Annotated in this window: 26 protein-coding genes; 11 read left to right on the forward strand and 15 right to left on the reverse strand. The window is 60.5% G+C overall.

Annotation, left to right across the window (positions count from 1 at the left end; genetic code table 11):
- The first annotated feature begins 1 nt into the window (after position 1).
- The 9 genes from ACZO0A_RS00280 (at position 2) to ACZO0A_RS00320 (ending at position 9,122) form a co-directional block, all read left to right on the forward strand.
- Positions 2 to 976 (forward strand): glycosyltransferase family 52, encoded by a 975-nt coding sequence (locus ACZO0A_RS00280; protein WP_302149965.1) that lies wholly within the window; start codon positions 2 to 4, stop codon positions 974 to 976.
- 146 nt (positions 977 to 1,122) lie between these two features.
- Entirely contained in the window at positions 1,123 to 1,857 is a 735-nt protein-coding gene (locus tag ACZO0A_RS00285) for a 3-deoxy-manno-octulosonate cytidylyltransferase (protein WP_302149964.1), read from the forward strand.
- Positions 1,850 to 3,409, forward strand: coding sequence for an aldolase catalytic domain-containing protein (locus tag ACZO0A_RS00290; protein WP_302375084.1), 1,560 nt, complete (start codon positions 1,850 to 1,852; stop codon positions 3,407 to 3,409). Before ACZO0A_RS00285 ends, ACZO0A_RS00290 begins: the two co-directional genes overlap by 8 nt.
- 2 nt (positions 3,410 to 3,411) lie before the next feature.
- Positions 3,412 to 3,918 (forward strand): KdsC family phosphatase, encoded by a 507-nt coding sequence (locus tag ACZO0A_RS00295; RefSeq protein WP_291231321.1) that lies wholly within the window; start codon positions 3,412 to 3,414, stop codon positions 3,916 to 3,918.
- 12 nt (positions 3,919 to 3,930) lie between these two features.
- On the forward strand, positions 3,931 to 6,507 hold the full coding sequence (locus tag ACZO0A_RS00300) for a DUF2142 domain-containing protein (RefSeq protein ID WP_302375086.1): 2,577 nt from the start codon (positions 3,931 to 3,933) through the stop codon (positions 6,505 to 6,507).
- Positions 6,508 to 6,520: 13 nt separating this feature from the next.
- Positions 6,521 to 7,651 carry a glycosyltransferase family 4 protein gene (locus ACZO0A_RS00305; RefSeq protein WP_302375087.1) on the forward strand — a complete coding sequence of 377 codons (1,131 nt, stop codon included), beginning with the start codon at positions 6,521 to 6,523 and terminating at the stop codon, positions 7,649 to 7,651.
- Position 7,652: 1 nt separating this feature from the next.
- Entirely contained in the window at positions 7,653 to 8,372 is a 720-nt protein-coding gene (locus ACZO0A_RS00310; RefSeq protein ID WP_302375089.1) for a glycosyltransferase family 2 protein, read from the forward strand.
- 1 nt (position 8,373) lies between these two features.
- Positions 8,374 to 8,733, forward strand: a complete 360-nt coding sequence (locus ACZO0A_RS00315) for a DUF2304 domain-containing protein (RefSeq protein WP_215693986.1) — start codon at positions 8,374 to 8,376, stop codon at positions 8,731 to 8,733.
- A 101-nt stretch (positions 8,734 to 8,834) separates the two neighbouring features.
- Entirely contained in the window at positions 8,835 to 9,122 is a 288-nt protein-coding gene (locus tag ACZO0A_RS00320; RefSeq protein ID WP_215693984.1) for a hypothetical protein, read from the forward strand.
- A 56-nt stretch (positions 9,123 to 9,178) separates the two neighbouring features.
- Here ACZO0A_RS00320 and ACZO0A_RS00325 read toward each other — a convergent pair whose 3' ends face one another.
- The 7 genes from ACZO0A_RS00325 to ACZO0A_RS00355 all read right to left on the reverse strand — a co-directional run bounded on the left by ACZO0A_RS00325 (position 9,179) and on the right by ACZO0A_RS00355 (position 14,412).
- Positions 9,179 to 10,423, reverse strand: a complete 1,245-nt coding sequence (locus ACZO0A_RS00325) for a hypothetical protein (protein ID WP_302375091.1) — start codon at positions 10,421 to 10,423, stop codon at positions 9,179 to 9,181.
- 71 nt (positions 10,424 to 10,494) lie between these two features.
- A complete protein-coding gene (locus tag ACZO0A_RS00330; RefSeq protein WP_291210152.1) occupies positions 10,495 to 10,935 on the reverse strand; it encodes a CD1247 N-terminal domain-containing protein in 441 nt (146 codons plus the stop codon).
- A gap of 72 nt (positions 10,936 to 11,007) precedes the next feature.
- Positions 11,008 to 11,568 carry an elongation factor P gene (gene efp / locus ACZO0A_RS00335; protein WP_078783163.1) on the reverse strand — a complete coding sequence of 187 codons (561 nt, stop codon included), beginning with the start codon at positions 11,566 to 11,568 and terminating at the stop codon, positions 11,008 to 11,010.
- 117 nt (positions 11,569 to 11,685) lie between these two features.
- Positions 11,686 to 12,549: a TIM barrel protein gene (locus tag ACZO0A_RS00340; RefSeq protein WP_294779942.1), complete on the reverse strand. Its 864-nt coding sequence runs from the start codon at positions 12,547 to 12,549 to the stop codon at positions 11,686 to 11,688.
- Positions 12,542 to 13,051 (reverse strand): YqeG family HAD IIIA-type phosphatase, encoded by a 510-nt coding sequence (locus tag ACZO0A_RS00345; RefSeq protein WP_215693976.1) that lies wholly within the window; start codon positions 13,049 to 13,051, stop codon positions 12,542 to 12,544. The genes ACZO0A_RS00340 and ACZO0A_RS00345 overlap by 8 nt, the downstream gene beginning before the upstream one ends.
- 184 nt (positions 13,052 to 13,235) lie before the next feature.
- Positions 13,236 to 13,412, reverse strand: a complete 177-nt coding sequence (gene rpsU / locus ACZO0A_RS00350; RefSeq protein WP_005928271.1) for a 30S ribosomal protein S21 — start codon at positions 13,410 to 13,412, stop codon at positions 13,236 to 13,238.
- A gap of 238 nt (positions 13,413 to 13,650) precedes the next feature.
- Complete coding sequence (locus tag ACZO0A_RS00355; protein WP_302370563.1) at positions 13,651 to 14,412, reverse strand: heparan-alpha-glucosaminide N-acetyltransferase; 762 nt, start codon at positions 14,410 to 14,412, stop codon at positions 13,651 to 13,653.
- A 111-nt stretch (positions 14,413 to 14,523) separates the two neighbouring features.
- Between ACZO0A_RS00355 and ACZO0A_RS00360 the strand changes: the two genes are divergently transcribed.
- On the forward strand, positions 14,524 to 15,348 hold the full coding sequence (locus ACZO0A_RS00360) for a Cof-type HAD-IIB family hydrolase (protein ID WP_294719870.1): 825 nt from the start codon (positions 14,524 to 14,526) through the stop codon (positions 15,346 to 15,348).
- 32 nt (positions 15,349 to 15,380) lie between these two features.
- On the forward strand, positions 15,381 to 16,601 hold the full coding sequence (locus ACZO0A_RS00365; protein WP_486845895.1) for a 6-phosphofructokinase: 1,221 nt from the start codon (positions 15,381 to 15,383) through the stop codon (positions 16,599 to 16,601).
- A 225-nt stretch (positions 16,602 to 16,826) separates the two neighbouring features.
- Here the strand turns inward: ACZO0A_RS00365 and ACZO0A_RS00370 are convergent, their stop codons facing one another.
- From ACZO0A_RS00370 to pyrF, 8 genes are all read right to left on the reverse strand, one after another.
- Positions 16,827 to 17,132 (reverse strand): HU family DNA-binding protein, encoded by a 306-nt coding sequence (locus ACZO0A_RS00370; protein ID WP_227595201.1) that lies wholly within the window; start codon positions 17,130 to 17,132, stop codon positions 16,827 to 16,829.
- Positions 17,133 to 17,474: 342 nt separating this feature from the next.
- A complete protein-coding gene (locus ACZO0A_RS00375; RefSeq protein WP_302492423.1) occupies positions 17,475 to 17,921 on the reverse strand; it encodes a GH32 C-terminal domain-containing protein in 447 nt (148 codons plus the stop codon).
- A 244-nt stretch (positions 17,922 to 18,165) separates the two neighbouring features.
- Positions 18,166 to 21,405 carry a carbamoyl-phosphate synthase large subunit gene (gene carB / locus ACZO0A_RS00380; protein WP_302375097.1) on the reverse strand — a complete coding sequence of 1,080 codons (3,240 nt, stop codon included), beginning with the start codon at positions 21,403 to 21,405 and terminating at the stop codon, positions 18,166 to 18,168.
- Complete coding sequence (gene carA / locus ACZO0A_RS00385; protein ID WP_302375098.1) at positions 21,398 to 22,528, reverse strand: glutamine-hydrolyzing carbamoyl-phosphate synthase small subunit; 1,131 nt, start codon at positions 22,526 to 22,528, stop codon at positions 21,398 to 21,400. The genes carB and carA overlap by 8 nt, the downstream gene beginning before the upstream one ends.
- A 118-nt stretch (positions 22,529 to 22,646) precedes the next feature.
- Complete coding sequence (gene pyrE, locus ACZO0A_RS00390; RefSeq protein WP_215693955.1) at positions 22,647 to 23,243, reverse strand: orotate phosphoribosyltransferase; 597 nt, start codon at positions 23,241 to 23,243, stop codon at positions 22,647 to 22,649.
- 230 nt (positions 23,244 to 23,473) lie between these two features.
- Entirely contained in the window at positions 23,474 to 24,379 is a 906-nt protein-coding gene (locus ACZO0A_RS00395) for a dihydroorotate dehydrogenase (protein ID WP_215693953.1), read from the reverse strand.
- Positions 24,379 to 25,149: a dihydroorotate dehydrogenase electron transfer subunit gene (locus tag ACZO0A_RS00400; RefSeq protein ID WP_291208332.1), complete on the reverse strand. Its 771-nt coding sequence runs from the start codon at positions 25,147 to 25,149 to the stop codon at positions 24,379 to 24,381. The genes ACZO0A_RS00395 and ACZO0A_RS00400 overlap by 1 nt, the downstream gene beginning before the upstream one ends.
- Complete coding sequence (gene pyrF, locus ACZO0A_RS00405; protein WP_215693948.1) at positions 25,130 to 25,993, reverse strand: orotidine-5'-phosphate decarboxylase; 864 nt, start codon at positions 25,991 to 25,993, stop codon at positions 25,130 to 25,132. Before pyrF ends, ACZO0A_RS00400 begins: the two co-directional genes overlap by 20 nt.
- Positions 25,994 to 26,050: the final 57 nt, after the last annotated feature.

Here is a 26,050-nt window from a genome sequence, read left to right on the forward strand (position 1 = left end):
CATGAAACCGAATTTGTACATCTGCCACACGGCCTATCAGGTTTTGGTAGACCTGCTGCGGGCCGGGCGCTGCGCCTGTGAAAATGGACCCCACACGATGGTGCTTTCCGCATCCGTGCCCGACACCGCCGCGCTGGCGGCCCGGCTGGACGCGGCCGGCGTTGTTAAGACAGTCATTGTGGACGAGACAAAGTGGCCCGGCACAGTGACAGGCCCCTTTGCCCACCAGCGTGCGGCGCGGGCGTTTGAGAAGCTGTGCGGCTGGAAATTTGACCGCGCAGCGTATGAAAACGTGTATATCCACAACGATTGGAGCGTGCTGGGCCGCTATATGCAGGACTGCCGCGCCGGGTATATCTTGTGTGAAGACACGTTCGGCAGCACCCTTGGCCCCGACCAGCATCTTGTGACCGACCAGCGCGCGGCGGCCGATTTTGCCGCGAAACAGCGCGGAAAAGGCTACCTCTACTGGGGCGACAGCCCATGGTGCGTGCGCATCGAGAGCGAGGACGCCGCGAGGTGTACGCTGTTCCCCGCTGCGCGCATGGTGACGGACAGCAAGGCCATACTGTTGGAGAGCCTGACCGATGCCGAAAAAGCGCTGGTGTGCCGCATATTTTTGACCCAGCCCCTGCCCGAAAAGGCCGACGGCGCAACGCTTTTGCTGCCCCGCAGCTTTGTGGCGGACGGACTGATGACCCAAGGACAGCAGGACGCGATGTTCAAGGCGGTAGCGGAAAAATATGCCGTTGGGCCGCTGTTTATCAAGACCCACCCCCGGGACACGACGGACTATAAAGCCCTGTTCCCTGACGCTACCGTGTTGGAGCGCACGATGCCCAGCGAGGTGCTGAACTTCTGTCTGCCCTTCCATTTTGCCCGCGCCGTGACCGTGCAGAGCTTTGTTTTGCGCGGGTTCACCGCGGCGGATGAAAAAATCCACCTGACGCTGGACGAGGCGAGGGCGCTGGTGTGAAGGGTTGCAACTGTAGGGGCGGGACATGTCCCGCCCTCAACCTGATCGTAATAGAGCGCTTTCCGTAAAGCTGTGGGCCGGGCATGCCCGGCCCCTACATGCGTGGTTCATTTTATATATAAGCCAAATATGCGAGGTATAATACCATGAAAACAATCGCCGTTATCCCCGCGCGTTACGCCAGTACCCGGATGCCGGGCAAGCCGCTGGCGGATGTGCTGGGCAAACCGATGATCTACTGGGTCTACCAGGCCGCCAAGGCCTGCCCGAAGCTGGACGATGTGCTTATTGCCACCGACGACGAGCGCATTGCCGACGCCTGCAAAGCCTACGATATGCGCTACTTGATGACCAGCCCTGACCACGATACCCCCACCGGGCGCATCTGGGAGGTCAGCACCGTGGAGAATGCAGACCTCTACTTGCAGCTGATGGGCGACGAACCGCTGGTCAACCCGGCCGCGTTTGACCTGATCCTGCCCAGCACCCTGCCCGAGGATCCTTATTATGTCGCCGTACTGACCAATATTATGGAACACCCGGCGGATGTCATCGATTTCTCCAATCAAAAGGTCGTGACGAACGCCGCGCGGGAGATCCTGCTGATTTCCCGCAGCCCCATCCCCTACCCCAAAGGCACGCTGGATTTTGAGTACGAGAAAGTCACCGGCATTCAGCTGTACAGCAAGCAGGCGCTGAAATTCTACCACGAGACGCCGAAATCCATCCTGGAAAAGGCCGAGGAAAACGACATGATGCGCTTTATCGAGAACGGCCACAAGGTACACGCCATCGTCAGCCCTTACAAGACGGTCAGTGTGGATACGCCTAAAGATTTGGCGCTGGTAAATGAAATTTTGAAGGAGAAGCAGCATGGCTGATATCAAACTGCTGGACTGCACCCTGCGCGACGGCGGCTATGTCAACAGCTGGCAGTGGGGCTTCGGCTCTGCGAGGCGCATCATCCAGACGCTGACCCGCGCGGGCGTGGACGTCGTCGAGGTGGGCTTTCTGCGCAATGTGGACGGCTACGACCCCGACGTGACGGTCTGCAACACCATCGAGGAGCTGAACCGCCTGCTGCCCGACGAGAGCCAGCGCGGCCACACGATGTATTCCGGCATGGCGATGCGCTCGAACTACGATATCTCGAAGCTGTCCCCCTACGACGGCCACGGCATCGAAATTATCCGCATCACCGCCCATGACTACGACATTAAAGACGGCATGGACTTTGCCCGCCGCATCAAAGAACTGGGTTACAAAGTCTCCATCAACCCCATCAACATCATGGGGTACAGCGACAAAGACCTGCTCTGGATCTTTGAGCAGGTCAACGAGATCCACCCCTGGCAGTTCTCCATCGTGGATACCTTCGGCAGTATGCGCCGCCGTGACCTGGAGCGCATTGTCAGCATGGCCGACCACAACCTGGCCCCGGATATCCGGCTGGCGCTGCACCTGCATGAGAATATGGCCCTGAGCTTCTGTCTGGCACAGGAGTTCTTGGACAAGCATCTGCGCCGCGACCTGGCCGTGGACGGCAGCCTGATGGGCATGGGGCGCATCCCCGGCAACCTGCCCATTGAGCTGATCGCCGACTATATGAACGAGTATTTCGGCGGCCACTACAACATTGATGACTTGATGGACGCCATCCAGGACCACATTGCGCCCATCAAGGGCGAGTGCGCCTGGGGCTACACCCCGGCCTACTTCCTGTCGGCCAAGTTCAATCTGCATCGTAACTATGCCGAACATTATCTCGGCAAGGGCGACTTGACGAACCGCGACATCAACCACATCCTGGCGGCCATCGCGCCGGACAAAAAGACTGTGTTTGACGCCGCCTACGCTGATACGCTCTACACCGAGTACAAGAACCGCCGCACCGACGACACTGCCGCGCTGGCTGCCTTGCAGGCCGCCTTTGCGGGGAAAACCGTGCGGGTGCTGGCCCCCGGCGCAAGCCTTGCCACCGAGGCAGGCCGTGCGGCCGTGGCGGCGGCACAGGCTGACGTGACCGTCTCGGCCAACTTTGTGCCGGAGTTTGTCAAGCCGGACTATGCGTTCTTCACCAACGCCAAGCGCTTTGATGAGGACGCCGCCTACCCCTGCCCGCTGATTTTGACGAGCAACCTGCGCGCTGACAAGGGCGCGGCGGTCGTCAACTATGACCGCCTCTCCGCCACCGACGCCCAGGGCGGCAACAGCGTTTTGATGCTGCTGCGGCTGCTGCGGCTCTGCGGCGCGGCTAAGGTGCTGCTGGCCGGTGCCGACGGCTACAAGGCGGGCACGGCGGCCTACGCTGACGCCGGGCTGCACACCCACACCGGGCGCGGCGCGGCCTACAACGCCCAGATGGCGGGGGCCATCCGCGCGGCGGGCCTGCCGGTGGCGTTCATCACCCCCAGCGAGTACGAGAGGGCCTGACCATGATACGATTGCTGGTGCTGGATGTGGACGGCACAATGACCGACGGCGGTGTCTACTACGACGCCACCGGCAACGAGACGAAGAAGTTCGCCATCAAAGACGGCGCCGGGCTGGTGCTGGCCCGCACGGCGGGCATCCGGGTGATGATCTGCACCGGGCGCGAGTGTGAGGCTGTGCGCCGCCGTGCTGCGGATTTGAAAATCACCGACGTATACCAAAACGTAGGCAAAAAGGCGGCGTTCCTGCGCGGTTTTATGGCCGAGAACCACTACGCGCGGGAAGAAGTCGCCTACTGCGGCGACGATTTGAATGACCTGGCGGCCATGGCGCTGTGCGGTTTTGTGGCCTGCCCGGCGGACGCCGCTGCGGAGGTGAAAGCCCGCGCCGATTACATCTGCCCCCAGCGCGGCGGCGAGGGTGCCGTGCGCGGTGCCGTGGAGAAGATTCTGCGCGGGGACGGACGATGGAAGGACGCCGTGAAAAAGGCGTTTGATGTTGAGCTATAATTGGGAGAACCCATGAAACAACAATGGAAAAACCATAAACCCCTGCTGGCCGCTTTGGCGACGCTGGTCGTGCTGCTGGCGGGCGTGGTGCTCATCTGGCTGGCGCAGGTGCGCCCCAACGTGGGCAAGGGCCGCAGCGAGATCATCACCGATTTCCTGCGTGCGGAGCTGATCCATGACGGCGAGACCGCCGAGCAGGTGTTTACCTACGACAAGGATATTTTGACGATAGGCCTTGAATTTTACCTGCCGGGCGCACAGCCCAGCGGCGAGCTGGATGTGGTGCTCTATGATGCCGACACCGGCGAGGAGTTGGCCCGCTCGGTGGGGACGATGGACTATATCGTGCCTGACCAGTACACGACGCTGGGTCTGGACCCCGCCGTGACCGGGCAGGAGGGCCGCCGCTACCGGTTGACCGTGACGCCCCACTACACGACCGACGCGATTCTGGCCGTTGGCCACAGCGACGGCGTGGCGCTTTGGAAAGAGCAGATGTCGGTGGCTGACCGCGCCGTGGACGGCACGATGGCCATGCAGATCACCTACCAGCGCATCGGCGGCTACCTGACCCGGTTCTTCCTGGTCGTGGGCGGCTTTGCGGCGCTGCTGGCGGCATTTGCCGTGTGGGCAGTGCTGAGCAAAAAACTGGCGCTGCACCGTCTTGTATTTGTTCTGGTGCTGGGCTTTGGGCTGCTGTACAGCTTTGTGCTGCCTCCCTACGCCGCGCCGGACGAAAAATACCACATCAACCAGAGCTTCACCCTCGCCTGCCGCTGGGCCAACGATTTGTCCCGCGATGAATGGCGGATGGGCAAAGTGCCCACGACGACCTCCTTCCGCCGCGTAGGCGACGAGGACGCCGATTTGCAGGACGAGAACACGACGGTCTTTACCTGGGAGGAGTTTACCTCCGAGCTGTTCACGACGACGGACCAGCCATTTGACAGCCACCAGGAGTACAACGAACTGCAGACCGACCAGAACCCGCTTTTGTATGTGGTCAGTGCGGCGGCGGTGTTCCTGGCGTATGTGCTGCACCTGGGGTTTGCCCCGGCGCTGTTCCTGGGGCGGCTGGCAAACCTGCTGCTGTTTGCGGCGCTGGCGGCGCTGGCCGTGAAGGCCGCGCCGTTTGGCAAGCGGGTGTTCACCGTGGCGGCGCTGCTGCCCATGACGCTGCACCTGGCGGCCAGCTTCAGCCGCGATGCCCCGCTGCTGGGGCTGTGCTTCGCCTTTACGGCGCTGCTGCTGGATGCGGCCTTCGGCCCCGAAAAGCAGAAGGCTCTCTCCCCTGCCCGGCTGGCGCTGCTGCTGGGTTGTGGTGTGCTGCTGGCCCCCGGCAAGCTTGTTTACCTGCCGCTGGCCGCGCTGTTGCTGGTGGTGCCCGCAGCCCGGCTGGGCCGCCACGCCAAAGCAAAAAAGTGCGGCTACCTGGCCGTCTGCCTGGCGCTGGCCCTGCTGCTGAACACCGGCCTGCTGGCCGACACGCTGCACAGCGGCGCAGGAGAGCAGACGGAGACGAGCGAGACAACAGAGACGACCGCCGAGGCAACAAATATTGAAGACACCGACCGCACGCCAAAGGGCCGCCCGGAGGAACGCGACGCAGATTACGAGGTAGAGATCTGTACGGTAAACACAACGGAAAACTTCCTGCGTCGGCTGTACTATTTTATTGATAATACGCGGGATCCCGCCCAAAGCGAACTGGACTTCTGGGTGCAGGCTCTCAATGACGGTGATGTTACCCCTGCTGTGCTGGAGCAGAGCTTCTTCCTTTCGCCGGAGCATATCAATGAATACAATGATATCTCCGACTTTTATTGGAACGTGTGCAGCGCCCTACTGGGCACCAATGTCAGCTATGGCAACGAGGATGCCTTCTACCCCTACTTTGAACAGGGCGGCCCGGTGCTGGCCTATAAGCAGCTGCTGGGGCTGGACGGCACCCAGACTTACTTTGCCGAGCTGGGGCTGGAAGTCGGCTCAATGGATGACCGCATCCCGCTGGACCGCGCCGAACTGGCAAAAGAGGTCGAGGCCGCTCGCGCGACCCGCAGTACCCAGAGCACGGCGGATGAGGCCGACAAGACTACCTATACGCCCGGGTACATCCTGCGGCATCCCGTGGCCACTGTCATGCTGTTTGTGCGCAGCGCCGTGGAAAACGGCGACCACTATATCCGCACGCTGGTGGGCGGCAGTTTAAGCTACTACACCGTGGATCTGGCCTGGGGCTGGGTCGTGGTGCTGTACCTGCTGCTGGCCTATGCGGCCCTGCCGGTGCAGGGCGCGGCGCTGGCCCCCTGTGGCAAAGCCCGCGGCTGGTGCTGCGCGGCGACAGTGGTCAGCTGCCTGCTGGCTGTGGCTGGCTGCCTGCTGTGGACGCCCACCCATTACGAGACACTGTACGGTCTGCAGGGGCGGTATTTCCTGCCGGTTCTGCCGCTGCTGCTCCTGACCTGCCTGCCCCGCCGCCTGGCCGCCGTGCCCGACGAGGATACGGCGCAGTCCCACCTGACTCTGGCCCTGGCGCTGGTGCAGGCGGGCGTTGTGGTCAATATCATGCTGGCAGTGATTGCACGATAAAAAGGCTTACACTATGGTTATTTGCTTCTTCTCCACCCAATACCTCCCCACTCCCGGCGGGGTCGAGCGGTATACCTGGAATCTGGCGCGGCGGTGCGTCGCGGCGGGGCACCGGGCGCTCGTGGTCGCGGCGTCGCTGCCGGGCCTGCCCGCGCGGGAGACCGGCCCCGACGGTATCGAAATTTTTCGCCTGCCGTCGTACCCTGTCATGGGCGGGCGGTTCCCGGTGCTGCATCCCTTCGTTGACGCTGGTGACCTGTGGGCGCAGGGCATCGACTTTGCGGTCATCCAGACCCGGATGTACCCCCAAAGCGTCTGGGCAGCCCGCCAGTGCAAGCGGCGGGGCATCCCGGCGCTGGTCATCGACCACTCTACCGGCTATATGATGCACGGCGGGCTGGCCGGGGCGCTGGGCAAAGCCTATGAGCACGCCGCCTGCGGCTGTATCCGCCGCTGTGGATTCCCCTTCTACGGCGTTTCGGGGGACGTCTGCCGCTGGCTGCAGACCTTCGGCATCGCAGCGGCGGGCCGCCTGCCCAACGCTGTTGATCCGGATGAGCTGGACAAACTGGCCCGCGCCGAGAACGCCGTAGACTGGCGCACCAAGCTGAATGTGCCCGCGGGCGGCAAGCTCATCGCCTTTGTCGGGCGACTCATCCCCGAAAAAGGCGCACTGCGCCTTGCCAACGCCGTGCAGGCCATCCCCGGTTGTGTGCTGGCCGTGGCTGGCACCGGCCCGGAGGAACCGTCTCTCGCCGCGCTGGGCGGCCCCATCCACGTGCTGGGTGCGCTGCCGCATGAGCAAATCGTCCAGCTGCTGGCCCAGGCGGACGCCTACTGCCTGCCGACGGAATACGCCGAGGGCTTCCCTACCACCCTTTTGGAGGCTGCGGCCTGCCGCTGCCCCATCGTGACGACCCGCACGGCGGGCACCGGGGAGCTGCTGCCCGGGGGCGATTACGCAGTCTTTCTGGCTGACGCATCCACCCAAACCATCCGCGCCGGGCTGGATACCCTGATGGCGGATCCTGCTGCGGCGGCCGCCCGGGCCGAAAAAGCCCACGAAAACCTTTGCAGCCACTTTACATGGCAGGCTGTGTTTGCTACAATGATGGAAATTGTAAATGCAGCCAAAAGGAGCTAAGATGTCAAAACTACTCATCGTCATCCCCGCCCATAACGAGGAAGCCAACATCGTGCAGGTCGTGGAGGAACTGACCCGCGACTATCCCCAGTATGATTACGTGGTTGTCAACGATGGCAGCCGCGACAAAACGGCGGCCATCTGCCGCGCCCACAGCTATCGCCTCATCGATCTGCCGGTCAACCTGGGGCTGGCGGGCGCGTTCCAGACCGGGCTGCGCTTTGCCGCCGAAAATGACTACGACTGCGCCATGCAGATGGACGCCGACGGCCAGCATAAGCCGGAATATATCGAAGCTATGATGAAAGAACTGGAAGCAGGCAGCGATATCGTCATTGGCAGCCGCTTTTTGACCGTGAAAAAGCCCAAGACGCTGCGGATGCTGGGCAGCTACATCATCAGCTGGTCCATCCGGCTGACGACGGGCCGCGCCATCTGCGACCCGACGAGCGGGATGCGGATGTTCAACCGCGCTATGGTCGAGGAATTTGCCCAGAACCTCAACTACGGCCCCGAACCGGACACCATCAGCTACCTGATCAAAAACGGCGCGACCGTCAAGGAAGTGCAGGTGGAAATGGGCGAACGCATGGCGGGCCAGAGCTACCTGACCTTCTGGCGTAGTGTGCAGTATATGGTCAAAATGTCCATCTCGATTTTGCTGATCCAGTGGTTCCGCAAGCGGGACACCGAGACCCCCTACCCCGAAAGGAGCCTGTGAAATGTTCGATCAAACGCTCATTCGCATCTGCCTGATCCTGGGCAGCTTCATCACGGCGGGGTATATCCTGCGGCGCGTGCGGCAGGCAAAAGTCCAGATCGAGGATACGATCTTCTGGCTGCTGTTCAGTGCGGCGCTGCTGATTCTGGCCATCTTCCCAGGCATTGCCTACTGGGCCGCCAACCTGCTGGGCTTCATGAGCCCCATCAACTTCGTCTACGTCGTCATCATCTTCCTGCTGCTGGCTAAGCAGTTTTTCATGTCCATCAAATTGAGCCAGCTGGACAGCAAGGTGCGCATCCTGACCGAGCAGGTCGCGCTGAACGAGGAAAAAGTGGAGCGGGACAAGCTGGACCTGTAAAGGCTTCCCCCAGGGGGAAAGGTATTTGCAATAAAAATTTGTATTCCGGCAAAATCTATGCTATAATATAGTATTGACTAAACAGAAAGAAGGTTTCAGATATGGCATATACCCCGAAACTGACCTATAAGGGCCGCCCGCTGGTGCGCTGCGGCAACGATATCTACTACGGCTCAATGAAAGATCCGTTCGTCGTTTATCTGCAGGTGCTCTCCACCAAGAAGGAAAACGGCGTCGACGTAGCCGATAAGGTGCACATCGTCCTGCTCTCCACCGATGAGACGAAGCCCCTGCCCGAGCGCATTGCCCGCCAGGCCAACAAGGTGGGCCTGTACAACGCGCTCTCCTTCGGCGATATCATGCTGCAGGGCGCATTGCAGAAAAAGTAAGAAATGGCTGAATCAAAAAACTGCCTGTCTCCGCATTTAGGAGACAGGCAGTTTTTTTAATAGATCGGCCAGCCGTATAGAAATTGCATTGTGTAGATAACGCTTACGATAACCTGCGTTACCAATACACCCTTTGTGAGCCGTGGGCGGCCCTGCAAAAGCAGCGCCAAGGCAATGGGCAGACAGAACAGCCCCACCGCGTACCGCGGGGCGCTGATCAGCCAGGTGGCACCCATCGTTACGGCAAAATAGGCAAGACCGAAGCCGAGCCAGTGCGCCGGAAGGCGGCGCACCGTGGCAGACAGCAGTGCCAAAATTGTCAACAGGCAGAGCACCGCGGTCAGGCATAGCGCAAGGGCGCTTTTGGGGCTGCTGTCCCACCACTGCGCCATGTAGTCCAGGTGGTAGCGCACAGTATTGGTGAACAGCCCCAGCTTCTGGTTCCAGTTGTCCCATTGGTATATCTGGTACTGGTTCCACCGCCCATATACGAGGTAGTTCAGCAGAAAATAAAGGCCAAGTCCGGCAGCCGGGGACAACATAGCAAGCAAGGACGGTATTGTGGGCCGCGTACCGCGCCGCCACCGCATAAAGAGATACAGGCCGGTCAGCCCCAAAAGCAGACCGCCGGGGGCACGGCACAGACCGGCAAGAACCCCTAGCGAGGCACAGCGCCACCATTGTTCACGTTCCAGCGTCAGCACATACCGCACCGTAAGCAGCAGGAACAAGCTCTCTGTCATGGGCACTGCAAAAAACACGGACGCCGGGCTGGCCAATAGAAGCGCCAGCGACAATGCGGCTGTCTGCTCGCCCCAACGGCGGGCGATTACTGTGTAGAAGGATGCTGTGGCCGCTGCAAAGAGCGGCAACTGCACTGCAAAACCCAGCCAGAAAGCGTCGATGCGGGTCACGAAGTGGAGAATGTGCAGCAGCGCAGGATACAGAGGGAAAAACACGATTTGGAGATACTGCTCCGGGAAAGCCTCCTGCGTGCCGTAGCCATAGATGGAAAGGTCAAGGTAGTGCCGAGAATCGGTATTGCCGTAAAACTGCCATTCTATCGCCTGGCGAAAATCAGCCTCGGGATAGTTTATATGGGCCGTGACGGCAAAAATCAGATGAAGGACAAGGATAAAGGCGGCCCCGGCAATGGCGGCCCAGCATCTGCTGCGCGACGAAGGCTCCGTATAGTGCGGGGCGGGCTCCGGTGAAAAGACGCGCCTTATGCACCACACGGCAGACCAGAGAAACAGCAAAGCGGCTGCCAGGGATGAGGCTGTTTTGACTGGTTCAGGCATTTGAAATTCTCCTGATTTCAGCATAAAAGGCTCGGTGCTTATCCACCGAGCCTTTTGGCATACTTTAAAAATTACTGATCCTGCTTGTCGGTCTCCTCGGCGGAGTCCTCCTCGGTGCCTTCCAGCTCAACGTCGAAGGTCGCGCCGCAGTGGGGGCAGACCAGGTCACCCTCGGGATCCATCAGGGTCTCCTCGTCCAGGGTGGAGATCTGGCCGCAGTTCGGGCAGGTCACCTCGTACATGGTGCTGTCATCGTCTTCGTCGTCCTCATCCTCGTCGTCGTCATCGGCATAGAGGTCGCTGACGATATCGTCAACATCCTGATCCAGCGTCTCCAGTTCGTCGTAGACCTGATCCAGGGCGTCGTCATGCTCGGTGACCTGGGCGGCCATCTCTTCCAGCAGGTCCATCATGGCGGCAATGACTTTGCCGTTCTTGGAGTCTGCGTCAAATTCCATACCGGTCATCAGGCCGCGGATGTAGGCGGCCTTTGCATTCAGATCCATAGCCATAATTCAATCCTCCCTAATGTTAAAAAATGCCGGGCGCGGCGGTACGGCCATGCCCGGCAAAGAGAAACAAAATTAGTTCACGCGCTCCATATACTCGCCGGTGCGGGTATCGATGCGAATCTTATCGCCCTCGTTGATGAACAGGGGCACGCGGATCTCGGCACCGGTCTCGACGGTGGCGGGCTTCAGGGTGTTGGTGGCGGTGTTGCCCTTGACACCCGGCTCGGTAGCGGTGACTTCCAGCTCAACAAAGTTGGGGATCTCAACGCTGAAAACCTTGCCCTTGTAGCTCAGCAGCTTGCAGGTGTCATTCTCCTTGCAGAACTTGAAGTTATCGGGTACGTCAGCAGCACCAACAGGGATATCGTCGTAGGTCTCAACATCCATGAAATGGTACAGATCGCCGTCCTCATAAGAGTAGGTGACCTCGCGGCGCTCGATGAAAGCCTGCGGGAACTTAGCGGTCGGGTTGTAGCTGGTCTCAACAACAGAGCCGGTGATGACGTTCTTGGTCTTGGTACGGACGAAGGCAGCGCCCTTGCCCGGCTTGACGTGCTGGAACTCAACGACCTGAAGGACCTGGCCGTCCTGCTCGAAGGTGACACCGTTACGGAATTCGCCTGCAGAAATCATATAGAAATTCCTCCAATATTAGATTATACATACCTGTATTTATTTTACAGGAAAGTCGGCACTTTTTCAAGCCCTGTTCGGACTTTTTTGCGTGAAATTTGCTAAATTTTGTGTTTTTTATAGGGCGGCATAGGTTTTTGCCAGCGTGGCGGCGTCCTCGGCCTGCGTTCCGGCAGACTCGCAGATTATGGTGGGCGCTAAACCACGCTCCTTCAGCAGCGCCAGCAGCGGCGCGTGGGGTGGGCCAAACTCGGTATCCGCAAAGGTCAAGTGGCACTTTTCCCCACCCTTGGTGTAGGCAATGCGGGAAAAATGCGCGTGGAAGTGTGCGGCGCGGTCGTCGCCCAAACGCGCCGCCAGCGTGTCCAACAGGGCAGCGTAATCGGCGGGCGCGGTGGCAGCGGCAAACTGCTCGCCGCAGCTGCGGGCGTACAGATGCCCGAAATCGATGCAGGGCGTGATGCGCTTGTCGACCTCGCACAGGGCCAGCACCTCGTCCAGCGTGCCCAGCTGGTTGATCTTGCCCATCGTCTCGGGGCAGAGAATGCAGTCACCGTAGCCGGCTTCGTCGCAGGCTTTGACAGCGCGGGCCATCGTGTCCAGCGCCTTTTCCAGCGCCGCCTCCCGGCTCTGCTTGCCGCAGGAGCCGGAGTGGAAGATGACACGCCGTCCGCCCAGCGCCTTGACGAGGGCGCAGCTTTGCAGCAGGTAGTCGATGCTGTTCAGCCGCTTGTCCTCCTCCAGGCTCGACATACTGATATAGTACGGCGCGTGGACCGAGAGGACGATATTTTGCCCTGCACAGGCGGCACCCAAGGCAGCGGCCTTGTCGTGGGCCAGCCGCACGCCGCGGCCGCACTGGTACTCAAACGCCGTCAGGCCAAAGCCTGCCGTGTAGGCGGCGATGGCGGCGGGGTCAAACTTTTTGACCGTGTAGCTGTCGGCCAGCCCGGCCGTGCCGAAACGCGGAGTGTCACTCATACAGCTTGCCGCCCTTCTGATAGTATTTGTCGATCCAGTACGGTTCAAACTTGCGCTTTAACAGCACAAATTTGTTTTTGTCGTGGTTCGTGCGGGGCATCAGGTACAAGCAGGGGCAGCCGTACAGCCCGGCGGCCATCCGGTCGGCAAAAATCTGGTCGCCGACCATGGCCATCTCGCTTTTTTGGCAGCCCAGCCGCCGCCGCGCTACCCGCAGGCCGACGGTGAACGGCTTGCAGGCCAGCGGCACCCAGTCCAGGCCGATGCGCTCCGCAAAGGGACGCACCCGCTTGGCGGTGTTGTTGGACACAATGGTCAGTTTGATGCCCGCCGCGCGCATTTCATCCAGCCAGGCCTGGACGGATGGTTCCAGCACCTGGCTGTTGTCACCGGTCAGGGTGTTGTCTACGTCCAGCACCAGCGCCTTGATGCCATGTGCCGCGAGAAAATCCGGGTGGATGCACTCGATGGTTTTGAAAATATATTCAGGGGTTAAAATCATGGATGTGACCTTTTTAAAGATGGCGGTTGGCTGCCGCGGCATGAGGGTATGCCGCCCTACGATGCACAATTCCGTAGGATGTGGGGCGGGGTGCCCTCATGCCGCCGCATCGCTGCCGCCGATAAAATAAAAGTGCAGGCCCGCGCGTAACGCGAACCTGCACAGTCGTTCGTTGTAAGATACCTTACTTAAACTTGCGCTTGCGGGCAGCCTCGGACTTCTTCTTGCGCTTAACGGAAGGCTTCTCATAAGCCTCGCGCTTGCGGACCTCAGCTAACACGCCGCTGCGAGCAGTGCTGCGCTTAAAACGGCGCAGAGCGCTCTCGAGGGACTCGCCCTCTTTGACACGGATCTCCGACATCTTCTTCCCTCCCTTGACCTGAGACAGGAGTTTGCCGGTCAAATACTATTAACCAGTAAACAAGATTATACTATAAAAGCCCCCCTGATGTCAACAACAATTTTCGCTAAAATGAAAATTTTTAAAATGTTCATAAATGGTGGGGCGGTTTGCCCTCAGGCTGCCCCACTTTGCCTTTAGAACTACTTTAGCCTTTAGTTGTAGGGGGCGGCGTCCTCGTCGCCCCGTACCCTCGCCGTCACATCCCCCTGATCCTATGCCACAGCCACAGCGCCCCATAAATCACGGGCTGGTGCAGCATATACACAAACAGTGTGTTCCGTCCAACAGCACAGAGCGGCGCTGCCGCAGCTGGGGCCTCTCCCCTGCTTGGGTGCCACAGCCGCGCCAAAAACACACCGCACCAGAACAAAAACACCCACGGTATGACCGGGAAATAATCCGCCGAGGTAAACCGTGTCAAGTCCGGCAGGCCCAGCCAGAACCAGTTTGCCTTGTACAGCCCCGCAGGCAGGGCGCAGAGGTGCCAATTCTCAAAGCCTAAATACCCGTAGGGCAGTTGATTCGTCAGCGCAAACAGCGCCGCAGACGTCGCCAGACCCATCCCGGCTGGCACGCGCTGCAAAAGCGGATACACCAGGCAGGTCAGCAGCACGGCGGCGGCGTTTAGGTGCAGCACGCCGAACCAGATGGCTTCCGACGGCATGAATACCGCCGTCACAACCGTGAGTACCGCCGCGCACCCGGCCACCAGCAGGCCGTTTTTGACCGGCTTGCGGGCCAGCGGAAAGCTGAACCCCGACAGCACAATAAAGCTCCAACAGATATATTGCTGCCACACATGGCACCCCGGGGCCCAGATATCGTACCAGCGGCTGGCATGGCCGAACACATATACCCAGTCGTACATGCCGTGGTAGACCAGCATATTCAGCAGCGCCAGCCCGCGCAGGGCGTCCGGCAGCCACATCCGGTTGGTTTTGGTGCGCAATACAGGCATGTTACCGCCTCTTTCTCAAATTTTACCGATACTTTATTGTAGCACAGTTGCCTGCACCTTGCAATCGGTGCGGTTTTGCGATACAATATCCTGGATAAGGAGTGTGAAACTATGCAGGACATCCGCCTTGTGGCGCTGGACCTTGACGGTACTGTTTTCAACGATAAAAAGGAGATCACCCCCCGCACGCTGGCGGCCATCCGCACGGCCTGTGAGCGTGGCGTGGCGGTGCTGCCCGCTACCGGCCGCACGGCAAGCGGTGTGCCGGAGGCGTTCACCGCCATTCCCGGCGTGCGGTACGCGCTGACCTCCAACGGTGCCAGCGTCGTGGACCTGCAGACCGGTGAGCAGCTGGTGAACCAGCCGTTCAAGACCGAGGACGCACTGAAAATCTATGATATCCTGGCGGGTGGTGCCGGCATGATGAGCATTTTCATCGGCGGCAAAAGCTACACCACCCGCGAAAACGCCGAGCAGCACATGGACATGGTCCCGGAAAATCTGCGCACCTACTTCCGCACGACCCGCCTGGAAGTTGCGGATATGCACAAAACGCTGCGCGACCACGCCCACGAGATTGAAAAGTACAGTATGCTCTACGCCACCGAAGCCGAGCGCGACGCTGCCTGGCACGAGGTGCTGGCCGCCTGCCCCGGCATGGAGCTGACGAGCAGCCTGCCCTGCAACATGGAGATCAACGCCCCCGGTGTGACAAAGGGCAGCGGCCTGATGGCGCTGGCCCGCACGCTGGGCCTGACCCGGGCGCAGGTCATGGCTGTGGGTGACTCCGGCAACGACTGCGCCATGATCGAAGCTGCGGGCTTGGGTGTGGCGATGGGCAACGCCACCGACGATATCAAGAAAATTGCCGATGTTACGACGGATGATAACAATCATGACGGTGTAGCAGCTGCGATTGAGAACTATGTTTTATAATATATGAAATAAAATATACGAGAGGTAAACCTATGAAGAACGTTCTGGTAGGGCAGTCGGGTGGCCCGACTGCTGTCATCAACTCCAGCCTGGCGGGTGTCTACGAGACCGCGAAGGCCTGCGGTGCACCCCATGTCTACGGTATGCAGTACGGCATTGAGGGCGTGCTGGAGGGCAAGCTCGTTGACTTGGACACGGTCCTGGGCGATAAGATGGACATTGAGCTGCTCAAGCGTACGCCGTCCAGCTTCTTGGGAAGCTGCCGCCACAAGCTGCCCGACCCCACGGTGGACGAGAAGCCGTTTTTGCAGCTGTTTGAGCTGTTCAAGCAGTACGACATCGGCGCGGTGTTCTACATTGGCGGTAATGACTCGATGGACACAATCTCCAAATTGAGTGCCTACGGCAAGACCGTAAACAGCGAGATCCGCTTCATTGGCGTACCCAAGACCATCGACAACGACCTGATGCTGACCGACCACACCCCCGGCTACGGCAGTGCAGCAAAGTACATTGCCACGATTTTGAAGGAAGTCATCTGCGATTCCAGTGTCTACGACCTGCGCAGCGTGACGGTGGCGGAGATCATGGGCCGCCACACCGGCTGGCTGGCCGCTGCCGCCAGCCTGGCCGCAGGCCCGGACTGCAACGGCCCCGACCTGATTCTGCTGCCCGAGCGCCCCTTTGACGAGGAAGCGTTCCTGGCCCGCGTCGCAGAGCTGGAAAAGGAGCGCCACAATGTCATTATCGCAGTCAGCGAGGGCGTGAAGAATAAGGACGGCGTTTTCCTGTGTGACCTGGTCTCCACGGCCGGGCAGCTGGACGCCTTCGGCCACAAGGCAATTTTGAGCGGCACGAGCCGCTACCTGGCGGACCTGATCCGCGTGCGCCTGGGCTGCAAGACCCGCGCCATCGAATTTTCGACGTTGCAGCGCTGCGCCAGCCACCTGGCCAGCCGCACCGACGTGACCGAAGCCTACCAGGTGGGCGGCGCGGCGGTGGAGGCCGCTGTGCGCGGCGAGACCGCCAAGATGGCAGCCATCAAGCGCCTGAGCGACCAGCCCTACCGCGTGGAGACCGAGATGGTCGATGTGACGCAGGTCGCAAACTTTGAAAAAACGGTCCCTGACGAATGGATCACCGCGGACGGTATGCACGTCAACGAGAAGTTTGAGCGCTACGCCCGCCCACTGATCCAGGCCGAGCTGACGCCCATCTACATCAACGTCGTGCCGCGGCATATTCATCTGTGATAGAGCAAAATGCCTCCCTTGTCAAAGGGAGGTGCCGAGCTATGCGAGGCGAAGGGATTCCTGCCCGGCTGCGGGCGTGAGCGCGTGTAAGGCAACGCCCGTCGGAATCCCTCCGGCCGCCTTCGGCGTCCACCTCCCTTTAACGAGGGAGGCTTTTTTGTTTGTTACAAACAAAAAAGGACCCGCATCCCTGCGGATCCTTAAAAGCTATCAATCTGTACGAGATCAGCCGGAGACCTTCTCCTTCAGTCGGCCGCTGGCCTTGAAGCCGGGGATAGCGGTCGGCTCCAGCTTGCTGGTGACCTTGGTCTTGGGGTTGGTGAAGTTCTTGGTCTGGCGCTCACGCATCTCGAAACGGCCAAAGCCTGCGATGGTGACCTTGTCGCCGCTCTTGAGCACATCGCCGATGGTGCCGAAAATGCCGTCCATAACCTTCTCCACTTCAGCAGCGGTCATGTTGGTGTCATTGGCAACCTTGGTAATCAACTGAGATCTCGTCATGATATTTTTAACTCCTATCCTTATAGGCACACATAGCCTTTATTATTACGTTGTTTATTATAGAGAAAATTGTGCGCAGAATCAAGAGTTTTTTCGCAAAAAAGCGGTTTTTCGGCAAAAATCATAAAATTTGCGAACGGAATCCGGCAAAAAGTGACATATGGCAAAAAATGCACGTTCTGCGCTGGAATATCCGAGCGGCGCAGCGCGGTACAAGCCCATCTGCGCGGCGTCGGGGTAGCTGGCGGGCGCACCGCCTACCGGGGCGCAAAGGCGGGTACCTCGGCAAAGGCGCAGCCGCTTTTGGACGGTATCATGTCGATCAGCGCTTTGACCTCGCGTACAAAGTATCACGAGGCATAGCGGACCTCCTTACAGATTCAGCGGGTAGACTGCGGCGGTAAAGTTGGCGGGCCGCAGTGTGACCTGACCCCCGGCGGGGTAGTACCGGGTGGACAGAACGGCCGCGCCATCGTTGAGGAAAATTTCCAGCGAGGACGCATCCCCCGCCACCCGTAGACGACGGCAGGGCGCATCCAGCACCACACAGCGGCTCGTGCGGCCGCCGGACATGGCGGCGTCGGTAAAGGTCAGGCAGCAGGTGCGGTCGGCGTCACTGTAAGCCAGCGTCAGCCCGCCGTCAAAGCCCAGAGAGAAGTCCCCGCCAGGGGCGGCAACCAGGTCGAAGCAGGCATCCACGGCCTGCTCTGCACCGTCTGTGGCGGTCACAGCGGCCCCGCGGCGGGCGGCCAGCTCGGACACCGGGTTTTGCAGGATGTGCCCGGCATTGTCCCGGGTCAGCACCCGGGAAATCGTCATGCAGTGCTGCCAGCCGTAGGCCACGGTGGCGACGTTGGTAGCCCTGTTCGTCCAGCACGCGGCTGATGCCCTCCACCATGCGGGCGCAGCTCTCACTGCTGAGGGTGGGCATAATGACGCCGATCTGCAGGGTACGGCGGGTGTGCATCATCTACGCCTGCATACTGGGGCGGTAGCCCTATAATAGCAATCCACAACAAAACGCCTGCACCCTTTTTACAGGTACAGGCGTTCATGCTATTTGTTATTTCCCATTTGCCGCTTCGCGGTGCAAATTCGCGATATCCACCAGCTCCATCTGGCTGATATCGTGGTCGCCGCGCAGGGCGTCCACCAGCACGCTGGCGGTGTCCATGGCCGTGATGGTCGGGATGGACAGCTCGGTGGCCTTGCGGCGGAACTTGACCGAGTCGCGGTGCGGGTCGCGGCCATGGGGGCTGGTGGAGATGATGTAATCCACCAGGCCGCTTTCCAGCAGATCCAGCACGTTGGGGCGTGCGCCGCTCATCTGGCGGACGACGCTGCAGGGTATCATCTCGCCGTTCAAGTACTTGGCTGTGCCGGGTGTGCCGTAAATCTTATAGCCGTAGTCGTGCAGCTTCCAGGCCAGCTTGGCAGCTTCAGCTTTGTCGCTGTCCTTGACCGAGATAATGACGCAGGAGCCGGGGCCGGGCACCTTGAACTGGTAGCCAGCCGCCACCAGGCCCTTCATCATGGCCTCGTGGAAGGTGGGGGCAATGCCCAGCACCTCACCGGTGGACTTCATCTCGGGGCCCAGCATCGTGTCAACGCCGTGCAGCTTCAGGAAACTGTACACAGGCACCTTGACGGCGTAGTAGGGGCTCTGGCCGTTGCGCCACAGACCGGTGCCGTAGCCCATATCCTTGAGCTTTTCGCCCAGCGTGCAGCGCACGGCCAGATCGACCATCGGCACACCGGTGACTTTGGAGATATAGGGCACGGTGCGGGAGGAACGCGGGTTGACCTCGATGACATAGACGCGGTCATTCTGCACAGCGTACTGCACGTTGACCAGGCCCACGACCTTCAGCTCGCGGGCAAAGCGGCCGGTGTAGTCGACCAGCGTGTCAATGACCTTCTGGCTGAAGGTCGTGGGCGGGTAGACACAGATGGAGTCGCCGGAGTGAACGCCGGTACGCTCGACCTGCTGCATGATGCCGGGGACGAGGTAATCTGTGCCGTCGCAGATGGCGTCGACCTCGCACTCGGTACCCAGGATGTACTTGTCCATCAGGACCGGGTGGCTCATGTCAACGTGCTTCGTGATGACGCCCATGTACTCGATAACGTCGCTGGAATTGTAGGCCACGATCATGTTCTGACCGCCCAGCACGTAGGAGGGGCGCATCAGGACCGGGTAGCCGACCTCCTGTGCCGCCTGCAAAGCCTCGTCCAGCGTAAAGACCGTGCGGCCCTCCGGGCGGGGGATGCCGCAGCGCTCGAGCAGCTCGTCAAAGCGTTCGCGATCCTCGGCCTCATCAATGGCGTCAGCGGGGGTGCCGAGAATCGGCAGGCCAATCTCATCCATGTGCTTCGCCAGCTTGATGGCCGTCTGGCCGCCGAACTGCACGAGGCAGCCGTCGGGCTTTTCGGTCTCAATGATATGGTCAACGCTCTCGGGGTTCAGCGGGTCAAAGTAGAGGCGGTCGCCGGTGTCAAAGTCAGTGGAGACCGTCTCGGGATTGTTGTTGACCAGGATCGCCTCGCAGCCGTGCTGCTTCAGCGTCCAGACCGCGTGGACCGAGCAGTAGTCGAACTCGATGCCCTGACCGATGCGGATGGGGCCGGAGCCGAAAACGAGCACCTTCTTCTTGTTGGGGTCGCTGCGCTCGGCAATGAACTGCTTGGCCTCGTTATCCTCGTCGTAGGTGGAGTAGAAATACGGCGTCTTGGCGGCAAATTCCGCGGCGCAGGTGTCGACCATCTTGAAGGCGGCCTTCGGCGCTTCGGGCAGGGTGTCCACGCCCGCCAGGCGTTTGATGGTCTTATCCAGGAAACCGAACCTCTTCGCGTTCAGATATTTTTCCGTCGTCAGTTCGCCGGTTTTCAGGCCCATTTCAATGTCGGCCAGGTGCTGCAATTTGTCCAGGAACCACCAGTCAATCTTGGTAATGTCATAAATTACATCATGTGGCACGCCGCGCTTGAGGGCTTCGTAGACGCAGAAGGCGCGCTCGGAATCCTGCACGTGCAGGTGTTCAATGACTTTCTCGGTGGTCAGCTTCTCAAAGTCGGGCAGCGTCATCGTGTCAAGGCCCAGCTCGGTGGAGGAGACAGCCTTCATCATGGCGTGCTCGAAATTGTTGCCGATGGCCATGACCTCGCCGGTGGCCATCATCTGGGTGCCGAGAGACTTGTCCGCATAGACGAACTTGTCAAACGGCCACTTCGGGTATTTGACGACAACGTAGTCGAGGGCCGGCTCAAAGCAGGCGCAGGTCTCGCCGGTAACGTCGTTGGTGATCTCGTCCAGCGTATAGCCCAGGGCAATCTTCGTGGCGACCTTGGCGATGGGATAGCCGGTGGCCTTGGATGCCAGCGCGGAGGAGCGGGACACGCGGGGGTTGACCTCGATGACAGCATACTCAAAGCTGTCCGGCTTCAGGGCAAACTGGCAGTTGCAGCCGCCCTCGATGCCCAGTTCGGTGATGATATCCAGCGCGGCGGTGCGCAGCATCTGGTACTCTTTATCGGAGAGGGTCTGGCTGGGGGCCACGACGATGGAGTCGCCGGTGTGGATGCCGACGGGATCCAGGTTCTCCATGTTGCAGACGGTGATAACGTTGCCCTTGGAGTCGCGCATGACCTCGTACTCGATTTCCTTCCAGCCGGAAATGCACTTCTCTACGAGGATTTGGTGGATCGGAGACAGGCGCAGACCGTTGGTGGCGATTTCATGCAGCTTCTCGCGGTCCTCGCAGATGCCGCCGCCGGTGCCGCCCATGGTAAAAGCAGGGCGCACGATGACCGGGTAGCCGATGACCTCGGCAAAGTCCAGTGCGTCGTCCAGATCCTCCACGACTTTGGAGGGGATGATGGGCTGGTGCAGCTTTTCCATCGTGTCCTTGAACAGCTGGCGATCCTCGGCGCGGTCGATGGTGTCGGGCTTGCAGGCCAGCAGACGGACACCGCTGCGGTCCAGGAAACCGCTGCGGGCCAACTCCATGGAGAGGTTCAGGCCCATCTGGCCGCCCAGGTTAGGCAAGATGGCGTCGGGCTTTTCTTTTTCAATGATGCGCTCGACGACCTCGGCGGTCAGCGGCTCAATATATACATGGTCGGCGATGTCAGGGTCGGTCATGATGGTGGCGGGGTTGGAGTTGACCAACACCGTCTCTACGCCCTCGGATTTCAGCGCACGGCAGGCCTGGGTACCGGAGTAGTCGAACTCCGCCGCCTGACCGATGATGATGGGGCCGGAACCGATGACCAGCACCTTTTTGATACGCGGGTCTTTAGGCATTGTCGATCACTCCTTTCGCAGCCAGCATACGGCTGACAAACTCGTCAAACAGGAACTCGGTATCTTTGGGGCCGCCGTTGGCCTCGGGATGGAACTGCACGGTGAAGCAGTTCCATTTAAAGTAGTCAACACCCTCGCAGGTGCCGTCGTTGGCGTTGAAGTAGCTCATCTGGCCTACGTCCTTGGACAGTGTCTCGTCCTCCACCGCGTAGCCGTGGTTCTGGCTCGTGATGAAGGTACGGCTCTTGCTGATGTGGCTGACCGGCTGGTTGGCACCGCGGTGACCGTATTTCAGCTTGCAGGTCTTAGCGCCCGCGGCCAGCGCGGTGAGCTGGTGGCCCAGGCAGATACCGAAGGTCGGGATGCCGGTGTTCAGCATTTCGCGGATGTTTGCAATGATTTCCACATTCTCTGCCGGGTCGCCGGGGCCGTTGGAGAGCATCAGGCCGTCGGGGTTAAGTTTAGCCAGTTCGGCGGCGGTGGTCATGCCGGGCAGCACGGTCACGCGGCAGCCGCGCTTTTGCAGACAGCGCACGATGTTGTTCTTGCAGCCCAGATCCAACAGTGCAACGTGCAGAGGCGTGTCGCCCCACTCCCCTGCCTGGGTCGGCTCGTAGGTCTTGGCCTCGCGGCAGGTGACGGTCTTGACGGCGTTGACGACGGCATAAGCGGCAATCTCGGGCAGCAGCGCGGCCTTCTTCTCCGGCTCGGCGTCAGGGTCAAACTCGGTGGTGATGGCACCGTTCATGACGCCGCTCTCCCGCAGGGTGCGGGTCAGGCTGCGGGTGTCGATGCCCTCAATGCCGATGATGCCGTTTTTCTTCAAGAAGGAATCCAGCGTTTCCTCGCTGCGGAAGTTGGAAGGGGTCTTGCACGCCTCGCGCACAATGTAGCCCTTGGCCCAGATCTTGCCGCTCTCAGTATCCTCGCTGTTCATGCCGTAGTTGCCGATGAGCGGATAGGTCTGGGTGATGATCTGGCCGTAGTAGCTGGGGTCAGTCAGCGTTTCCTCAAAGCCGACCATACCGGTGGCGAAAACGACCTCGCCGATGGTGGTGCCGGGGCAGCCCACGCTGACCCCGCGGAACACCCGGCCATTGGCCAATATCAGATATGCCTGCATAGTGTAAGCCTCTCGTTTTTGTTATCTATAAAGTAAACGTGTGCAAGAGAAGAGGTAAGAGAGAAAAGAGTAAATTCAGGAAGCCCTCTTATCTCTTCTTTACTTCTCATTTCTCTGCTTACAAAGTCTGCTTCGCAGCTTCCTTCATCTTACGGCTGCCCAGGTGCACCAGCGGCAGCTTGCCCTCCTTGCAGATGGGGCATTCCTCGGGGGCATAGTTGGGCAGGTCGAGCTTGAGCGCACTTGCCACAATGGGGATCGGGGACGGTGCCTCGGCGCGGGTGCGATCCACCACGCATGCGATGCCCACGCAGATGCCGCCGTTTTCCTCGATGACACGCTTGGTTTCCAGGCTGGAAACACCGGTGGTCACAACGTCCTCGGCGATGACGCAGCGCTCGCCCGGATGGATGCGGAAACGCTTGAGGGTCATGACATTGTCAACGCGCTCGGTGAAGATGGCGCGCTTGCCCATCTGACGGCCCAGCTCGTAGGCGTAGACAATGCCGCCCATGGCGGGGCCGACTACAACGTCAATGTTCAGTTCCTTGAGCTTCTCGGCGACCGGGGCCATGACCTCAGCGGCCTTGTCCGGGTACTGCTGCAAAAAGGCCATCTGGCAGTATGCGCCGGAGTGGCGGCCGGAGGACAGCAGGAAGTGCCCCTCCAAAAATGCTTCACATTCTTTCAAAACGTCCAGAGCTTCGCGTGCCATAGTTTGTTCCTCCTGTATGTTATTCAACTTATAGTAGCATATTCTGTATAAAAATGCAAGATATATGAATGCTTATCTTGGTGACAGCTTCCCACTTAGGGGGAAGCTGTCGGCGGCCCTGACCGCCGACTGATGAGGGGCGGCCTTGCCGTTGCTGCCCGTGAAGGGGCGGCGGTGCAAGCATGCCCCTCATCCGGCCTTCGGCCACCTTCCCCCCAGGGGGAAGGCTTTTACCGTGCGCACCCTCTGATCTCCTCCAGCGTCTTGACGCCGTGAGCGTCCATCCACTGGTTGATCTCGCTCGTGATGCGGGTGCAGGCTTTCGGGTCCAGGAAATTCGCGGTGCCCACCTGCACGGCGGCCGCACCGGCCATGATGAACTCCAGCGCGTCCCTGCCGGTCAGGATGCCGCCCAGCCCCACGACCGGGATGCTGACGGCCCCCACGGCCTGCCAGACCATGCGCAGGGCAATCGGCCGCACCGCCGGGCCGGACAGGCCCGCGAAGGTGTTGTTGAACACCGGACGGCGCTTTTCCAGATCGATGGCGCAGGCCTGGAAGGTGTTGCACAGGCTGATGGCGTCCGCGCCCGCAGCCTCGACGGCCTTGCACATCTCGGGGATGCTCTCGGCCTGGGGGCTCAATTTGACGATGAGCGGCACATTGCAGACTTTGCGCACCGCAGAAACGACCTCGCTTGCATCCGCCGCGCGGATGCCGAACGCCAGACCACCCTGCTTGACATTCGGGCAGCTGATGTTCAGTTCAATGAAATCCACGCCAGCGGCGCAGAGCATCATGACGCCCTCGACGTTCTCGTCGATGGTGTGGCCGCCCAGGTTGGCCCAGACGGTAGTGCCGCACTGGCGCATGGCGGGCAGCTCGTGGTCGATAAAGTGTTGTACGCCGGGGTTTTGCAGGCCGATGGAGTTCATCAGGCCGGAGGGCGTCTCGTACAGGCGCTCGCCCTCGTTGCCGGGCTGGCCGTGCAGGGTCAGCCCCTTGCCGGAGATACCGCCCAGCACCCGCAGATCCTCGATGCCCGCGTACTCGGGGCCGAAGCCGAAGGTGCCGCTGGCCGCGACGACCGGCCCGGCCAGGCGCTTGCCGAGGAAATCAACGTGAAGATCTGCCATCAGTCAAACACCTCCTGTGCGTTAAAGACCGGGCCGTCCTTGCAGACCGTGACCGGGCCGATTTTCGTGTGGCAGGTGCAGCCCAGGCAGGCACCCAGACCGCAGGCCATCTTCTTTTCAAGGCTGGCCAGGCAGGGCACGCCCGCGTCGGCGCAGAGCTTGGCCACGCCGCGCATCATGACCATGGGGCCGCAGGTCAGCACAATGTCATAGTTGCGCACGTCCAGCAGGTCCGTTACCAGGCCGTGGTGGCCCTCGCTGCCGGAGTCGGTGGCCAGGTGGATAGTGTGGCACCAGGGCACAAAGCTCTCCATGCCATAGCTGGCGTCGCGGAAGCCGACGTAGAGGTCGGGCCGCACGCCCGCGCGGCACAGCTCCTTGCAGAGCAGCAGCAGCGGCGCGGTGCCGATACCGCCGCCCACGACGGCAATGCGCTTGTGGCTGGCGGCCAGCGCGGCGGTGTCAAAGCCGTTACCGCAGGGGCCTGTCACGGTCAGGGTATTGCCAGCCTGCAGCGCAGCCAGCTTGCGGGTGCCCTCGCCCTTGACCTGATACAAAAAGGTCAGTGCGCCGGTCTGGTTATCAAAATCGTCCACGCTGATGGGACGGGACAAAATCGGCGTGGCGTCCGCCGCCCAGGCACGCAGCATATAAAACTGGCCCGCATGGGGTTCGCGGCTGGGATCCTGCCACTGCACGACCAGGCGCATGATATCGGAAGCGACAACTTCCTGACGCAGGACCGTTAAATTACAGCTTGTTGCATTCACCCTGGATATCCTCCCGCATGCGCACGCACTCGTTGTAGGCGGCCTCGTCAAAGGCGACGCCGGGCTGTTTCTTGTAGGCCAGCAGGATGCCGCGGCTGGAATTGACGACGCCGCCGTTGCCCTTGGTCAGGTACTGGGCAATGTCAGCCGCTTTGCCGCCCTGCGCACCGTAGCCGGGGATCAGGAAGAAGGTGTCCTTGTAGGCCGCGCGGATGGCAGTAGCTTCCTCGGTGTGGGTACCACCAATGACCAGGCCGATGCTGGAATAGCCGTGCTCACCCATGTAGTCCTTGCCCAGGGCGGTCAGGCTGTCGCCGACGAGGTCATAGACGTGGCGGCCATCGTCCAGCTTTTTGTACTCAAAATCCTTCGCGCCGGGGTTGGAGGTACGGCAGAGGACGAACACGCCCTTGCCCTGCTCGGCGCAGTACGGCAGATAAGGGCTGATGGAATCCAGGCCCATGTAGGGGGCCAGTGTGATGATATCGGCCTCAAAATCGCCGGTAAAGTGCGCCTTGGCGTACATTTCAGCAGTCTTGGCAATGTCACCGCGCTTGATATCGGCAATGACCGGCAGGCCGGTGGCGCGGGCCATTTTCAGCGTTTCGGCGTAGGCGCGCATACCGTCCAGGCCCAGGGACTCGTAGTAGGCGATCTGCACTTTGTAGCAGCCCGCCACGCCCTTGGTGGCGTCAATCAGGGCGCGGTTAAACGCGACGACATTCTCCCCTGCCGTCCTGGCGGTGTCGGTGGTGGGCAGGTAGCTGATTTCGGTATCCAGCCCCACGCAGACAGGGCCGTTCGCGGCAACGCTCTCGTACAGTTTGTCCATGTTGGTAAGCATGCTGATTCCTCCGTTTGATGTATACAAATTGTGGCTTTGTGGCTCTGCAATATAATG

This window comes from Gemmiger sp. (assembly GCF_057431175.1).

Excerpts from the sequence above, each read along its gene's own strand:
- ACZO0A_RS00280 (WP_302149965.1), top strand. The coding sequence starts at position 2 with ATGAAACCGAATTTGTACATCTGCCACACGGCCTATCAGGTTTTGGTA.
- ACZO0A_RS00285 (WP_302149964.1), top strand. The coding sequence starts at position 1,123 with ATGAAAACAATCGCCGTTATCCCCGCGCGTTACGCCAGTACCCGGATG.
- ACZO0A_RS00290 (WP_302375084.1), top strand. The coding sequence starts at position 1,850 with ATGGCTGATATCAAACTGCTGGACTGCACCCTGCGCGACGGCGGCTAT.
- ACZO0A_RS00295 (WP_291231321.1), top strand. The coding sequence starts at position 3,412 with ATGATACGATTGCTGGTGCTGGATGTGGACGGCACAATGACCGACGGC.
- ACZO0A_RS00300 (WP_302375086.1), top strand. The coding sequence starts at position 3,931 with ATGAAACAACAATGGAAAAACCATAAACCCCTGCTGGCCGCTTTGGCG.
- ACZO0A_RS00305 (WP_302375087.1), top strand. The coding sequence starts at position 6,521 with ATGGTTATTTGCTTCTTCTCCACCCAATACCTCCCCACTCCCGGCGGG.
- ACZO0A_RS00310 (WP_302375089.1), top strand. The coding sequence starts at position 7,653 with ATGTCAAAACTACTCATCGTCATCCCCGCCCATAACGAGGAAGCCAAC.
- ACZO0A_RS00315 (WP_215693986.1), top strand. The coding sequence starts at position 8,374 with ATGTTCGATCAAACGCTCATTCGCATCTGCCTGATCCTGGGCAGCTTC.
- ACZO0A_RS00320 (WP_215693984.1), top strand. The coding sequence starts at position 8,835 with ATGGCATATACCCCGAAACTGACCTATAAGGGCCGCCCGCTGGTGCGC.
- ACZO0A_RS00325 (WP_302375091.1), bottom strand. The coding sequence starts at position 10,423 with ATGCCTGAACCAGTCAAAACAGCCTCATCCCTGGCAGCCGCTTTGCTG.
- ACZO0A_RS00330 (WP_291210152.1), bottom strand. The coding sequence starts at position 10,935 with ATGGCTATGGATCTGAATGCAAAGGCCGCCTACATCCGCGGCCTGATG.
- efp (WP_078783163.1), bottom strand. The coding sequence starts at position 11,568 with ATGATTTCTGCAGGCGAATTCCGTAACGGTGTCACCTTCGAGCAGGAC.
- ACZO0A_RS00340 (WP_294779942.1), bottom strand. The coding sequence starts at position 12,549 with ATGAGTGACACTCCGCGTTTCGGCACGGCCGGGCTGGCCGACAGCTAC.
- ACZO0A_RS00345 (WP_215693976.1), bottom strand. The coding sequence starts at position 13,051 with ATGATTTTAACCCCTGAATATATTTTCAAAACCATCGAGTGCATCCAC.
- rpsU (WP_005928271.1), bottom strand. The coding sequence starts at position 13,412 with ATGTCGGAGATCCGTGTCAAAGAGGGCGAGTCCCTCGAGAGCGCTCTG.
- ACZO0A_RS00355 (WP_302370563.1), bottom strand. The coding sequence starts at position 14,412 with ATGCCTGTATTGCGCACCAAAACCAACCGGATGTGGCTGCCGGACGCC.
- ACZO0A_RS00360 (WP_294719870.1), top strand. The coding sequence starts at position 14,524 with ATGCAGGACATCCGCCTTGTGGCGCTGGACCTTGACGGTACTGTTTTC.
- ACZO0A_RS00365 (WP_486845895.1), top strand. The coding sequence starts at position 15,381 with ATGAAGAACGTTCTGGTAGGGCAGTCGGGTGGCCCGACTGCTGTCATC.
- ACZO0A_RS00375 (WP_302492423.1), bottom strand. The coding sequence starts at position 17,921 with ATGACGATTTCCCGGGTGCTGACCCGGGACAATGCCGGGCACATCCTG.
- carB (WP_302375097.1), bottom strand. The coding sequence starts at position 21,405 with ATGCCTAAAGACCCGCGTATCAAAAAGGTGCTGGTCATCGGTTCCGGC.
- carA (WP_302375098.1), bottom strand. The coding sequence starts at position 22,528 with ATGCAGGCATATCTGATATTGGCCAATGGCCGGGTGTTCCGCGGGGTC.
- pyrE (WP_215693955.1), bottom strand. The coding sequence starts at position 23,243 with ATGGCACGCGAAGCTCTGGACGTTTTGAAAGAATGTGAAGCATTTTTG.
- ACZO0A_RS00395 (WP_215693953.1), bottom strand. The coding sequence starts at position 24,379 with ATGGCAGATCTTCACGTTGATTTCCTCGGCAAGCGCCTGGCCGGGCCG.
- pyrF (WP_215693948.1), bottom strand. The coding sequence starts at position 25,993 with ATGCTTACCAACATGGACAAACTGTACGAGAGCGTTGCCGCGAACGGC.